We start from the raw sequence: 12,862 nt of genomic DNA, 5'->3' as shown, positions 1-12,862 counted from the left end.
GGCCTGCTGACCCGGCCCTGGGGCCGCACGCGCCTGCGCTGCGTGACCCACCGCCACATCGACGACGAGGACATCGACGTCGCCGTGCAGGCCTTTGCGGCGGTGCTGAAAAAGCACTGAGATCGGGCCGATTCGGGGGGCCGGCGATGCGATAATGCAGGGATGTCCACGACTCACCTAACCCGAAAAGACTATTTCTGCGCACTGGCGGTCGTGGTCATCTGGGGGCTGAATTTTGTTGTCATGAAGGTCGGCATGCGGGGCTTGTCCCCCATGATGCTCGGCGCGCTGCGGTTTGCGCTGGCGGCCTTCCCCCTGATCCTCTTCGTGCGCCGGCCGCAGCTGCCGTGGCACTGGATCGCGGCCTACGGGCTGGTGCAGGGGCTGGGGCAATTCGGCCTGTTGTTCACTGCGCTGAAATTCGGCATGCCCGCGGGCATGGCCTCGCTGGTCATCCAGACCCAGGCGTTCTTCACCTTGCTGCTGGCCGCGCCCGTGCTGGGCGAGCGCGCCCGCCGCCATCACTGGATCGGCCTGGGCGTGGCCGCGGTGGGGCTGGCGGTGATTGCCGGCGGCCGCGGCGAAGGCCCCGGGCAGATGACGATGCTGGGCTTTGCGCTGACGCTGGGCGGGGCGTTCATGTGGGCGGTGTCCAACCTGATCGTGCGGCTGGCCAGCCGCAAATCCCCCGGCTACGACCCCTTCGCTTTCATTGCCTGGAGCAGCGCCGCTCCGGTGCTGCCTTTCCTGGGGCTGGCCGTGCTGATCGACGGTTGGGGTCCCGTCGCGGGCATGGTGACGGGCATGGGCTGGGGCGAGGCGCTGTCCGTGCTGTACCTGGCGGTGCTGGCGACGCTGGTGGCCTACACCTTGTGGACGCAGTTGCTGACGCGCCATCCCGCGGCCAAGATCGCCCCGTTTTCCCTGCTGGTGCCGGTGGTGGGCCTGTGGGCCGCGTCCATGGCCTTTGACGAACGGCTGCAGCCGCTGCAATGGGCAGGGGCCGGCTGCGTACTGGCCGGCCTGGTCATCAATCAGGTGGGCGGGCGCTGGATGCGCACCCGCTGACCTTCCGGCTGGCCCTCGGCTGATCGGATTACGCCATCGCGCCTAGGCGGCGATAGGCGTTTGCCCCTGGGCTTACACCTGTTCGAAGCGGACGTAACGCTTGTCGGTGTACTCCCGGCGCGTCGTCATTTCCTGCACGGAAGCGCCCGGCGGGCCGCGCCGCAACCATTCCAGCATGTGGTCCACCTGGTCGGGCGAGCCCTGCACCAGGGCTTCGACCGTGCCGTCCAGCAGGTTCTGCACCCAGCCCGTCACGCCCAGCATGTGGGCGCGGCGCACGGTCGCGTGGCGGTAGCCCACGCCTTGCACCGTGCCGCTGACGGTGACGAGGACGGTTTCGATATGGGTGTCGGATCGAGGGTCTTGCATGGATGTTTCCTTCGGATGATGCGCCGCCGACGCGATGAACGTAGGCGGTTGTGGCTACGGCAGATGGTCTATAGGCCCGGTGGGCATCGAAGCGATACGTTAGAGCTCATGTCAAAACGTGCCAACGGGAACACCCGCTACCAGAGCTTGGAGAAGCCATTATGGAAGAGACCAGTTTGTTGTCGGAAGCAGAGACAGCGCGTTACAGGGACCAGGGCTACCTGGCCCTGAAGGACATGTGCCCGCAGGATGAGGTCGGGTACATCCGCCGGACGCTGCTGGACCTGTTCGCGAACAAGACCGGCTACAACGAGGGGGCGCAGTACGACTTCGTCAGCCGGGACGATCCGTCCAAGCCGGCCAAGTTTCCCAGCCTGCACGATCCGCGCCATTATGCCCCTGGTCTGCTGAAGACGGCCTATCACGAACGCACGCTGGACCTGGCGCGCCAGCTGTTGGGCGAGGACGCCGCGCTGTACGGCGAGCATGCGCTGCTCAAGCCCGGCCCGCACGGCCCGGAAACGCCCTGGCACCAGGACGAGGCGTTCCGGTCGCCCGACTTCATCTACAACGAACTGAGCATCTGGCTGGCCCTGCAGCCGGCGACCGTGGAGAACGGATGCATGCAGTTCATCCCCGGTTCGAACAAATGGGACGTGCTGGAGCACCGTTCGCCCGGCGGCGACAAGACCCTGCATCCGCTGGAGTGCTGCGGCGATTTCGCGCGCGATCAGGCCGTGGCGGAACCGCTGGACCCCGGCGGCATCACCGTGCACGACGCCCGCACGCTGCATTTCACCGGCCCCAACACGTCGCCGTCGCCGCGGCTGGCGTACATCCTCATCTACAACACCCCGCCCGTGTACAAGCCGGGGCGGCGCGAATTCCCGTGGCTGGAAGGCCGTTGGACCGACAGCCAGACCCGCAAGAAGCAATGGCATAAGCGTGGCGGGCTGGCCGTGGACGTGATGCGGCGCCTGCCGGGCGCGCGGCTGACCAGCCCGCGTTGGGTGGCGTGGGCGACGATCCGGGCGGTCAGCAAGGTCTGGCCCAGATAGCTTGGGTGGACAGGGGCCGCAGAGCTCCGGTCCGAGGGGGGCGAACGAGGCCGGCAAGCGACGCTTGCCGGCCTCGGCGCGTATACTGGGCGGCGCCGCGGGGCGAAGCCGCCCCTGCGCAGTGGCGAAGCCGCCGCAGCCGGCGGCACCAGACTCTAGAAAAACGAAACGCAGCTGGCGCACCTCTATCACTCCTCAGACCTCCCATGACCGCTAACCTTTCTACGATCACCTGCATCGAAGATTTGCGCGCCATTGCGCAAAAGCGCGTGCCGCGCATGTTCTACGACTACGCCGATTCCGGCGCCTGGACCGAAGGCACGTACCGCGCCAATGAAAGCGACTTCCAGAAGATCAAGCTGCGCCAGCGCGTGGCGGTGAACATGGAAGGCCGGTCGCTGCGCACCACTCTGGTGGGCCATGACGTCGTGATGCCGCTGGCGATTTCGCCTACCGGCCTGACCGGCATGCAGCATGCGGACGGGGAGATCCTGGCGGCCAAGGCCGCTGCCGACTTCGGCGTGCCGTTCACCTTGTCCACGATGAGCATCTGCTCGCTGGAAGACGTGGCTGAAGCCACCAAAAAGCCGTTCTGGTTCCAGCTCTATGTGATGCGCGACCGCGAGTTCGTGGCCAACCTGATCGACCGCGCCAAGGCCGCAGGCTGCACCGCGCTGGTGCTGACGCTGGACTTGCAGATACTGGGCCAGCGCCACAAGGACATCAAGAACGGCCTGTCGACGCCGCCCAAGCCCACGCTGCGCAACCTGATCAACCTGGCGACCAAGCCGCGCTGGTGCATGGGCATGCTGGGCACCAAGCGCCGCACCTTCGGCAACATCGTGGGCCACGCCAAGGGCGTGAGCGACCTGTCGTCGCTGTCGGCGTGGACGGCCGAACAATTCGACCCGCGCCTGAGCTGGGACGACGTGGAATGGATCAAGCAGCGCTGGGGCGGCAAGCTGATCATCAAGGGCATCCTGGACGTGGAAGATGCGCAGATGGCGGCCAATAGCGGCGCCGACGCGCTGATCGTCAGCAACCACGGCGGGCGCCAGCTGGACGGCGCCATGTCGTCGATCGCGGCGCTGCCGTCGATTGCCGACGCGGTGGGCTCGAAGATCGAAGTCTGGATGGACGGCGGCGTGCGTTCCGGCCAGGACATCCTGAAGGCGGTGGCGCTGGGCGCGCGCGGCGCGATGATCGGCCGCGCCTTCCTGTACGGCCTGGGCGCTTACGGCCAGGCGGGCGTGACCCGCGTGCTGGAGCTGCTGTACAAGGAAATGGACACGACGATGGCGCTGTGCGGCCGCCGCAACATCGAGCCGGGCGACCGCAGCATCCTGTTGCCGGGCACGTATCCGACCTGACCCGCTACGGGCAACACGCAACGGCCTGGACATCCGATGTCCAGGCCGTTTTGTTTTGCGGCCCGGGTGTCGTCAGCCGGCGTTCCCCGCGCCCAGGAACTGGCTGGGGCGCCGCAGGGCCGGATCGAACGGGTTGATCTGCGCGCCGATGGCGTCGGCTTCGCGGCGCAGCATTTCCACGATCAGCGGCAGGCGTTCGTCATTGATGCGTTCGATGGGGGCGGCCACGCTCAGCGCCGCCACGGTCACGCCGTTGGCGTCATAGACCGGCACCGCCAATCCCGCGATGTTGGGGAACACGCCCTGCCCCTGGCTGCGCGCGTAGCGAAGCTCCAGGCATTCGCGGATGCGCACGCGCATCGAGATCTCGTCGACGAAACCCAGATGGTGCAGCCGCGGGATGTTGAAGCGGATGACCTCTTCGCGTTCGGCTTCCGGCAGGCTGGCCAGCAGCACCAGGCCGCCCTGGCCCATGCCCAGCGGCACGCGGCCGCCGATGTCGCCGGTGTGCGAGCGCACCGGGAAGGCGCCGTCGACGCGGTCCACGCAGACGGCGTCGAAACCGCTGCGCACCAGCAGGAAGATCGTGTCGTTCAGCATGCCCGACAAGCGCAGCAGCGCCGGCCGGTACAGCGAGCGCAGGCTGGACTGGTGCGTGCCGGCGGCCGCCGCCAGCGAAAAGAACGCCACGCTGAGCTGGTAGCCCTTGCTTTGCGCAGGCTGCTCCACCACCCCTTCCTGCATCAGCCCCTGCAGCACGCGATGCACCGTGGCTTGCGCCTGGCCGGTGCGGGCGGCGATGTCGGTCAGGCGCAGTTTTTCCCCTTTGGCGTCGGCCAGCACGCGCAAGACGGCAAAGGCCCGCTGCAAGACGCCCTGGCCGGCGGATTCGTCGCTGGTTTCTGATTTCTTCATTCTTAGGTTCCGATAATCAAAATTACTAGCTACGTTTTTATCAGGAAATTCAATTGAATGGAATTATTAGATAAAAAATTCGATTCTTCGGAAAACCCTAATTGACCCCGGGTTTTGGCCAAACCTAGACTGCCCCATCGAATAAGCCGTCAGGGCGCCGGGAAACCGGCCCGCCCTGGGGCGCAAGGCCCGCGACGGGCTACGGGGTTTGGAATATGTCATTTCTGCGGCTGGACAACGTCTCGAAGAACTATGGCGACCTGCGCGTCGTTTCCGACTTGAGCCTGGCGGTCGAGCAAGGCGAATTCGTGTCGCTGCTGGGGCCGTCCGGTTGCGGCAAGACGACAACCTTGCAGATGATTGCCGGCTTTGCCGACGTGACCCGGGGCACCATCACGCTGGATGGCCGCGACATCACCCGCGCCAAGCCGAACACGCGCGGCCTGGGGATCGTGTTCCAGAGCTACGCGCTATTCCCGCACCTGACCGTCACCGACAACGTGGCCTTTGGCCTGAAGATGCGCAACGTCGAACGCGCCGAACGCCAGGCGCGCGTGCGCGAAGCGTTGGCGCTGGTGAAGCTGGACAAGCACGCTGACCGCTTTCCGCGCGAGCTCTCCGGCGGCCAACGCCAACGCGTGGCGCTGGCGCGTGCGCTGGTCATTCGGCCGCCCGTGCTGCTGCTGGACGAACCGTTGTCCAACCTGGACGCCAAGCTGCGCGAAGAGATGCAGTTCGAACTGCGCAGCATCCAGAAGAAGATCGGCACGACGACGGTGATGGTCACGCACGACCAGGCCGAAGCGCTGTCGATCAGCGACCGCGTCGTCGTCATGCAGGACGGCCGCGCGACCCAGGTGGATGCGCCCTTCCGCATGTACGAGCATCCGCAGACCGAATTCATTTCGCGTTTCGTGGGCAAGACCAATCTGCTGCCGGGCCGCGTCACGCGCTGCGGCGCGCAGGCCGAAATCGAGACTGGCGCCCTGCGCGTCGTGGTGGACGGCGAAGGCCTGCGCCATGGCGATAGCGTGCAGCTGTCGCTGCGGCCCGAAAAGCTGGTGCCGGTGCCGGCGGGCCAGGGCAAGTTGTCCTGTGTCGTCAACACGCGCTATTTCCTGGGCAGCCAGTGGATGTACGACCTGGATTCGCCCGTGGGCGCGCTGACCGTCCTGACGCCCAACGATGGCCGCCGCCCGCACGACGACGGCGATGCCATCGGCCTGGACTGGGCCGAAGGCGTATTGCGCGTGCTGCGCGCGCCCGCGCCGGAAGAGGCCTGACATGGCGACGTTGACGCAACCTGCCGCCGCCGCCGGGCCCAAGCCGCGCAATGAAGGGCTGCTTGCCATCCTGGGTTCCATCCCGCTGGCCATCGTCTTTTTGACGCTGGTGCTGACGCCGCTGGCGCTGACCTTCGTGCTGTCTTTCCGCCCGTTCGATTACGGCGCGGGCGTCCTGCCCGGCCTGACCCTCGAACACTATCTGGCGGTCGTCACCGACAGCTATTTCCTGGAGATCTTCTGGCGCACGTTCTGGATCGCGGGCGTCACCACGCTGATCTGCGTGCTGATTGGCGCGCCCGAGGCCTACATCCTGTCGCGCATGGGCAAGCCCTGGCGCTCGATCTTCCTGTTGGTGGTGCTGTCGCCGCTGTTGATTTCGCTGGTGGTGCGCGCCTTCGGCTGGAGCATGCTGCTGGGCCCGGGCGGGGCCATCGGCCGCGCGGCCGCCGCGCTGGGGCTGGGACCGCTGCTGTACACGCCCACCGCCGTCATCATCGGCCTGGTGCACGTGATGCTGCCCTTCATGGTCATCCCCATCTGGACGTCGCTGCAGAAGCTGGACCCGACGGTGGAACACGCCGCGCTGTCGCTGAACGCGTCGCGCTTCCAGACGCTGGCGCGCATCGTGCTGCCGCAGGCGATGCCGGGCATCCTGTCGGGCAGCCTGATCGTGTTCGGCCTGTCAGCAAGTTCATTCGCGATTCCCGCGCTGCTGGGCGGACGCCGCCTGAAGATGGTGGCGACCGTCGTGTACGACGAATTCCTGACCGAGCTGAACTGGCCGCTGGGCGCGGCGATCGCGATCGTGCTGCTGGTGGTCAACGTGATCATCATGATGGCGTACAACCGCGTCGTGGAACGCTCCTACCGCCGCAGCCTGGGCTAACGCAAAGGAATCGACATGCAGAAGAACGGTCCTATCGCGTTGGCGTTCAACTTCCTGGTGGTGGCGTTCGTGCTGGCGCCGCTTGCCATCGTGTGCCTGGTGGCGTTCACGCCGGACACCACGCTCACGGTGCCGACCACGAGCTTTTCACTGCGCTGGTTCCGCGCCGTGTTCGACCACCCCAATTTCATGCAGGCCTTCCAGAACAGCCTGTGGCTGGCGTTCCTGTCGGCCACCATCGCGGTGTGCCTGGCGGTGCCCGCGGCGATTGCCATCACGCGCTACCGCTTTCCGGGGCGCGACGCGCTGAACGGCCTGTTCCTGTCGCCGCTGATGATCCCGCATCTGGTGCTGGGCGTGGCCCTGCTGCGCTTTTTCGCGCTGATGGGCATGGCGGGCAGCTTCCCGTGGCTGGTGGCCGCGCACGTCGTGGTCATCACGCCGTACGTCATGCGGCTGGTGATCGGCGCGCTGGTGGGCTTTGACCGGTCGATCGAACACGCCGCGCTGTCGCTGGGCGCCAGCCGCGCCACGGTGTTCTTCCAGGTGACGCTGCCGCTGATCATTCCGGGCGTGTCGGGCGGCTGGCTGCTGGCCTTCATCAACAGCTTCGATGAACTGACGATGTCGGTGTTCATCACCGCGCCGTCGACCATCACGCTGCCTGTCCGCATGTACATGTACGCCACCGAATCCATCGACCCGATGATGGCAGCCGTGTCCGCGCTGGTCATCGGGCTGACCGCGGTCACCATGCTGCTGCTGGACCGCGTGTATGGCCTGGACCGCGTGCTGGTGGGGCAGAAATGAAGCGTGCGCTTACGGCGAAGAGAGAGGCGCCGGCATCATGGCAATACTGAAACGCCTGGCCGAGACGGCCCGGCCCGCGGTGCCGTTCAAACTGGACGGCCAGGCCTGTACCGCACTGGCCGGCGACACGGTGCTGACCGCCGTGCTGACGCAAGCCGACCGCGTGCGCCATTCGGAATTCGGCGGTGCCCCGCGCGCGGGCTTCTGCATGATGGGCGCCTGCCAGGATTGCTGGATGCAGTTGGAAGACGGGTCGCGCGTGCGCGCGTGTTCCACGCTGATCGAGCCGGGCATGCGCCTGCAAACCACGCCGCTGGCGCCTGCCGCGGCGCCGGGCACGCTGGCCGCCGCAGCGTGGCCGGAGGATGACGCGCCATGAGCATGGTGATGCCCGTTATCGTCGGCGCCGGACCGGCAGGCGTGCGTGCGGCCGAAGCGCTGGTCGCGCAGGGCCTGCGGCCCGTGGTCCTGGACGAAGCGCCGCGCGCAGGCGGCCAGATCTATCGGCAGCCGCCGCAAGGGTTCCAACGCCCCAAGCAGGAACTGTATGGTTTCGAGCACCGCAAGGCAGACGCCGTGCATCGAGCCATGGCCGCCTTGCTGCCGCAGGTGGACTACCGCCCCGGCAGCCTGGTGTGGAACGTGGACGGCAAGACGCTGGACGTGCTGCAGGACGGCGTCAGCACGGCGGTGCCGTACACGCACCTGATCCTGGCCACTGGCGCCACTGACCGCGTGCTGCCGTTTCCCGGCTGGCTGACCCCAGGCGTCTACACCCTGGGCGGATCGCAGGTGGCCTTGAAGTACCAGGGCTGCGCCATCGGCACGCGCGTCGTCTTCATGGGCACGGGCCCGTTGCTGTACCTGGTGGCGTATCAATATGCCAAGGCCGGCGCGCAGGTGGCGGCGGTGCTGGACACGTCGCGCGCTGCCGACCGCCTGGCCGCCTTGCCGGGCATGTTGCGCGCACCCGGCCTGCTGGCCAAGGGGCTGTACTACATGGCGTGGTTGCGCGCGCACGGCGTGCCGTTGCGTAGCGGCGTGCGGCCGGTAGCGGTGCAAGGCAAGGAACGCGTGACGGGTCTGACCTATCGCCAGGGCGCGCGCACGCATGCGGTGGAATGCGATGCGCTGGCCTATGGACTGGCATTGCGTTCCGAAACCCAGCTGGCCAGCCTTGCCGGCTGCGAATTCGAATTCAACACGCGGGACCGCAATTGGACGCCGCGCCGCGACGCCGCCGGACGCAGCAGCGTGCCGGGCGTCTACGTGGCGGGCGACGGCGCCGCAATCGCCGGGGCGGACGCGGCGGAACTGGCGGGCGAACGCGCCGCGCTGGCGCTGCTGGAAGATATCGATCACCCGCACGATGGGCACCGCGCCCGCGACCTGGAAGCGCGGCTGGCTGGTATCGGCCGCATCCGAACGGCGCTGGAGCGCGCGTTCCCCTTTCCCGAAGATTGGGCCCAAGGCATCGCCGACGACACCGTTGTTTGCCGCTGCGAGGAAGTCACGGCCGGCACGTTGCGCCAGGCCGTCAACGACACGGCCGCGCAGGAACTGAACCGCGTGAAGGCGCTGACGCGGGTGGGCATGGGACGCTGCCAGGGCCGCATGTGCGGCGCGGCCGCGGCCGAGGTGCTGGCCCATGCCTGCGGCCGCTCGCCCGCCGAGGTCGGGCGCCTGCGCAACCAGCCGCCGGTCAAACCCGTGCCGGTGCGCGTCGTGTGCCTGGAACGCCGGGATAAGGTGCCGTCATGACGCAGCGTATCGATACCGAAGTCGCCATCATCGGCGGGGGCATCGTCGGCGGCAGCGCGGCGCTGTTCCTGCGCCGCCAGGGCGTGCCCGTCGTGCTGCTGGAAGCCGGGCTGTGCGGCGCGCGCGCCAGCGGCGTGAACTACGGCGGCGTGCGCCGCCAGGGCCGCGGGCTGGAGCAGATGCCGCTGACGCAGCGCGCGCACGAGCTCTGGGGCCAATTGCCGGCGCTGATCGGCATCGACGGCGAGTACGTCCGTTCCGGCCATTTGAAGCTGGCGGCCTCCGAGTCCGACATGGCGCTGCTGGAGGCTTACCGCGAACGCACGCGGGGCTTTGGCATGCATCTGGAAATGCTCGACCGCCGCGCCCTGGCGCGCCGCTACGGCTGGCTGGGCGAGCATGTCGCGGGCGGATCGTTCTGCCCGGACGACGGCCACGCGAATCCACGTCTGGTGTCGCCTGCATTCGGACGCGCCGCTGGCGCCTTGGGCGCGGACGTGCGCGAAGGCGTGCGCGTGGCGTCCGCCGAACATGATGGCGCGCGCTTCATCCTGCGCACGGACGATGGGCTGGAAGTGCGGTCGCGCTACTTGCTCAATTGCGCGGGGGCGTGGGCCGGACGCTTTGCCGAAGGCTTCGGCGAGTCCGTGCCGGAAACCTCCATTCATCCGCTGATGATGGTGACCGAACCGATGCCGGTATTCATGAGCGTCAGCTTAGGCATACAGGGCGGCGGCATCTATGCGCGTCAGGTGGCGCGCGGCAACTGCGTCATCGGCGGGGGCCGCGGCGTGTCGTCCGATCCCGATTTCGCGCGGCCAGGCCGCGCCGGCCTGGGCACGTTGATGGCCAACGCCACGAAGTTGCTGCCGGTGTTGCGCGGCGCACAAGTCATCCGGTTCTGGACGGGCGTGGAGGGAAACATGCCCGACCACAACCCGGTGCTGGGGCCGAGCGCCACCGTGCCCGGCCTGTTCCACGCCTTCGGGCTGTCGGGGGCGGGCTTCCAGATCGGCCCCGCCGTGGGCGAAGTGCTGTCCGAACTGGTCGTGCGCGGCCAGTCCTCCATTCCTATCGATGCCTTCCGCATTGAACGGTACACGGCCGCCGCTCACGGCGCCGCGGGCCGGCCTGAGAGTGTTCGTGAGCAAACGCTGGAGTCACCATGATGGATAAGAAACAGGGCGCGTCGCGCCTGAGCAAGGGGAAGTGGCTGCTGGGCGCGGCGATGATGACGTTGCTGTCCGCGGGCGCCATGGCGCAGCAGAAGACGCTGTACGTCGGCATGAACGGCGGCGACATGGAGCGCGCCTTCACGCAGTACGTGTTCCCGGATTTCGAAAAAGCCAACAACGTGAAGATTGTCGTGGTGCCGGGCACCTCGACGGACGTGCTGGCCAAGGCGCAGGCCTACAAGGACAAGCCGCAGATGCACGTCATGTTCCTGGACGACGGCATCATGGCGCGCGCGATCTCGATGGGCCTGTGCGAACAGCTGAACGACGACCCCGTGCTGAAAGAGCTGTACCCCACCGCCGTGATGAAGGACCGCATGGCGGCCGGCATCGACATCGGCATGACGGGCCTGGGCTACAACACCAAGATGTTCGCCGACAAGGGGTGGGCGCCGCCCACGTCCTGGATGGACTTGGCCGACCCGAAGTACAAGGGCCGCGTCGTGTTCCAGTCCGCCTCCGGCAGCACCTTCGGCCTGCACGGCTTCCTGATGTTCAACCGCATCCAGGGCGGCGACGACAAGAACTACGAGCCGGGCTTCAAGAAGTGGCCCGAAACCATCGGCCCCAACGTGCTGGAATACATCCCCAATTCGGCCAAGCTGGCCGAGATGATCCAGTCCAACGAAGCCGCCATCTTCCCGCTGACGCCCACGGCGATCGCCCGCTTGAAAAAGCGCGACATCCCGGTGGAATACGCGCAGCCCAAGGAAGGTTCGGTGATCCTGATGGTGGGCGAATGCGTCATCGCCAAGAACAGCGAACCGGAACTGGCGCAGAAACTGGCGCTGTACCTGCTGTCGGCCAGCGCCCAGGCGAAGGCGCTGGAAATGGGCGGCCATTTCCCGTCCAATAAGAATGTCCAGGCGCCGGCGGACAACGCCGAGGCGCTCAAGCGCTTCCAGGGCTACATGGAAAACGCCAAGATCCTGGACTGGGATCAGATCAACACGACCCGGCCCGCATTCAACGCGCGCTGGAACCGCACTGTCGAACGTTGATAAGATCTTGCGGCGCGCCGCCTGTGGATAAACCGCAGGCGCGCACCGCGCACAGCCTGGGCGCCTGACGCGCCCGCAGACAGGGGAAGGACCCGCATGCGGCTCATCATCAACTCCGGCGGTCCATCCGCGATCGACGCGTGGCGCGAGCAGTTCCGCGCGTTCGCGCCCGACCTGGACGTGGTGGGCTGGCATGAAGAGATCGACCCCGCCACCGTCGACTACGCCCTGGTCTGGGCCCCCGACGCTGGCCGACTGGCCACCTTCACCAACCTGAAACTCATCATCAGCGCCGGCGCCGGCGTCGACCACATCCTGGCCGACCCGCAGCGGCCGCGCCACCTGTCCATCGCCCGCATGGTCACGGCCCGCACCCGCACGGAAATGGCCGAGTTCGTGCTGACCTCCGCGCTGATGCTGACCCGCGACATCAAGCGGGTTGTGGACAACCAGGCGCGCCGCCACTGGGAGCTGTTCGACTCGCTGCGCGTCGCGGCCGACATGCGCGTGGGCATCATGGGCCTAGGCCACCTGGGCGTGGCCGCCGCCCAACTCCTGACCCGCGTCGGCTTCCCCGTCGCCGGCTGGTCACGCGGCGCCAGCACCCTGGAAGGCCTGCCCTCCTACGCCGGCCAAGGCCAGTTCGGCGAATTCCTGGCAGGCACCGACCTCCTCGTCTGCCTGCTGCCGGCCACTGACGCCACCAAGGGCATCCTCAACACCGCCACGTTATCGCAACTTCCGCGCGGCGCCAGCCTGATCAACGCCGGCCGCGGATCGCACATGGTGACCCAAGACGTCGTCGACGCCCTGGATAGCGGCCAGTTGCACCAGGCAATCCTGGATGTCTTCGAGCAAGAGCCGCTGCCCAAAGACTCCCCGCTGTGGACCCACCCCGGCATCATCATCACGCCGCATTGCGCCGCGATCCCCGACCGCAAGGAACGCGCCAGGCACACCGCGTTGCTGATCGATGCCAACGAGCGCGGCGAGCCATTGCCGAACATTTACGATCCGCAGCGCGGGTATTGATTGCGCGGCGGATATTGATCCCGCAAGCATGATGGGCTGCGCGCGTTTCGCATCGTCGCAATAACCCGACC

The 12,862-nt window shown here is 67.2% G+C and carries 13 protein-coding genes; 11 read left to right on the top strand and 2 right to left on the bottom strand.

The genetic code is table 11. The annotated features are described in order from the left end of the window. Window positions 1–162 precede the first annotated feature (162 nt). Window positions 163–1,068, top strand: coding sequence for an EamA family transporter (locus ACO6D5_RS25995; protein WP_485826987.1), 906 nt, complete (start codon window positions 163–165; stop codon window positions 1,066–1,068). A 72-nt stretch (window positions 1,069–1,140) separates the two neighbouring features. On the opposite strand, the gene ACO6D5_RS25990 is transcribed toward ACO6D5_RS25995, so the two are convergent. Beyond that, window positions 1,141–1,437: an acylphosphatase gene (locus ACO6D5_RS25990; RefSeq protein WP_315529080.1), complete on the bottom strand. Its 297-nt coding sequence runs from the start codon at window positions 1,435–1,437 to the stop codon at window positions 1,141–1,143. 161 nt (window positions 1,438–1,598) lie between these two features. Between ACO6D5_RS25990 and ACO6D5_RS25985 the strand changes: the two genes are divergently transcribed. After that, entirely contained in the window at window positions 1,599–2,495 is an 897-nt protein-coding gene (locus tag ACO6D5_RS25985; protein WP_315529082.1) for a phytanoyl-CoA dioxygenase family protein, read from the top strand. Window positions 2,496–2,701: 206 nt separating this feature from the next. Beyond that, the gene (locus ACO6D5_RS25980) at window positions 2,702–3,865 is read left to right on the top strand and encodes an L-lactate dehydrogenase (protein WP_315529084.1); all 1,164 of its coding nucleotides are present in this window, start codon (window positions 2,702–2,704) and stop codon (window positions 3,863–3,865) included. A 72-nt stretch (window positions 3,866–3,937) separates the two neighbouring features. Here the strand turns inward: ACO6D5_RS25980 and ACO6D5_RS25975 are convergent, their stop codons facing one another. Then, window positions 3,938–4,780, bottom strand: a complete 843-nt coding sequence (locus ACO6D5_RS25975) for an IclR family transcriptional regulator domain-containing protein (protein ID WP_315529086.1) — start codon at window positions 4,778–4,780, stop codon at window positions 3,938–3,940. A 215-nt stretch (window positions 4,781–4,995) separates the two neighbouring features. Here ACO6D5_RS25975 and ACO6D5_RS25970 point away from each other — a divergent pair, with 215 nt between their 5' ends. From ACO6D5_RS25970 to ACO6D5_RS25935, 8 genes are all read left to right on the top strand, one after another. Next, the gene (locus ACO6D5_RS25970) at window positions 4,996–6,063 is read left to right on the top strand and encodes an ABC transporter ATP-binding protein (protein ID WP_485826986.1); all 1,068 of its coding nucleotides are present in this window, start codon (window positions 4,996–4,998) and stop codon (window positions 6,061–6,063) included. Between the two features lies 1 nt (window position 6,064). Then, the gene (locus tag ACO6D5_RS25965; RefSeq protein WP_315529088.1) at window positions 6,065–6,952 is read left to right on the top strand and encodes an ABC transporter permease subunit; all 888 of its coding nucleotides are present in this window, start codon (window positions 6,065–6,067) and stop codon (window positions 6,950–6,952) included. A 15-nt stretch (window positions 6,953–6,967) separates the two neighbouring features. After that, window positions 6,968–7,762 (top strand): ABC transporter permease, encoded by a 795-nt coding sequence (locus ACO6D5_RS25960; protein WP_315529090.1) that lies wholly within the window; start codon window positions 6,968–6,970, stop codon window positions 7,760–7,762. Window positions 7,763–7,799: 37 nt separating this feature from the next. Then, window positions 7,800–8,141: a (2Fe-2S)-binding protein gene (locus ACO6D5_RS25955; protein ID WP_315529091.1), complete on the top strand. Its 342-nt coding sequence runs from the start codon at window positions 7,800–7,802 to the stop codon at window positions 8,139–8,141. Then, the gene (locus ACO6D5_RS25950; protein ID WP_485826985.1) at window positions 8,138–9,523 is read left to right on the top strand and encodes an FAD/NAD(P)-dependent oxidoreductase; all 1,386 of its coding nucleotides are present in this window, start codon (window positions 8,138–8,140) and stop codon (window positions 9,521–9,523) included. The genes ACO6D5_RS25955 and ACO6D5_RS25950 overlap by 4 nt, the downstream gene beginning before the upstream one ends. Then, window positions 9,520–10,692 carry an NAD(P)/FAD-dependent oxidoreductase gene (locus tag ACO6D5_RS25945; RefSeq protein WP_485826984.1) on the top strand — a complete coding sequence of 391 codons (1,173 nt, stop codon included), beginning with the start codon at window positions 9,520–9,522 and terminating at the stop codon, window positions 10,690–10,692. Before ACO6D5_RS25950 ends, ACO6D5_RS25945 begins: the two co-directional genes overlap by 4 nt. Continuing rightward, a complete protein-coding gene (locus ACO6D5_RS25940) occupies window positions 10,689–11,759 on the top strand; it encodes an extracellular solute-binding protein (RefSeq protein WP_315529097.1) in 1,071 nt (356 codons plus the stop codon). Before ACO6D5_RS25945 ends, ACO6D5_RS25940 begins: the two co-directional genes overlap by 4 nt. A 96-nt stretch (window positions 11,760–11,855) precedes the next feature. Then, window positions 11,856–12,791 carry a 2-hydroxyacid dehydrogenase gene (locus ACO6D5_RS25935; RefSeq protein WP_485826983.1) on the top strand — a complete coding sequence of 312 codons (936 nt, stop codon included), beginning with the start codon at window positions 11,856–11,858 and terminating at the stop codon, window positions 12,789–12,791. Window positions 12,792–12,862: the final 71 nt, after the last annotated feature.

It is taken from the genome of Achromobacter sp., assembly GCF_057314935.1.
This window is presented reverse-complemented; position numbering and strand designations above follow the sequence as displayed.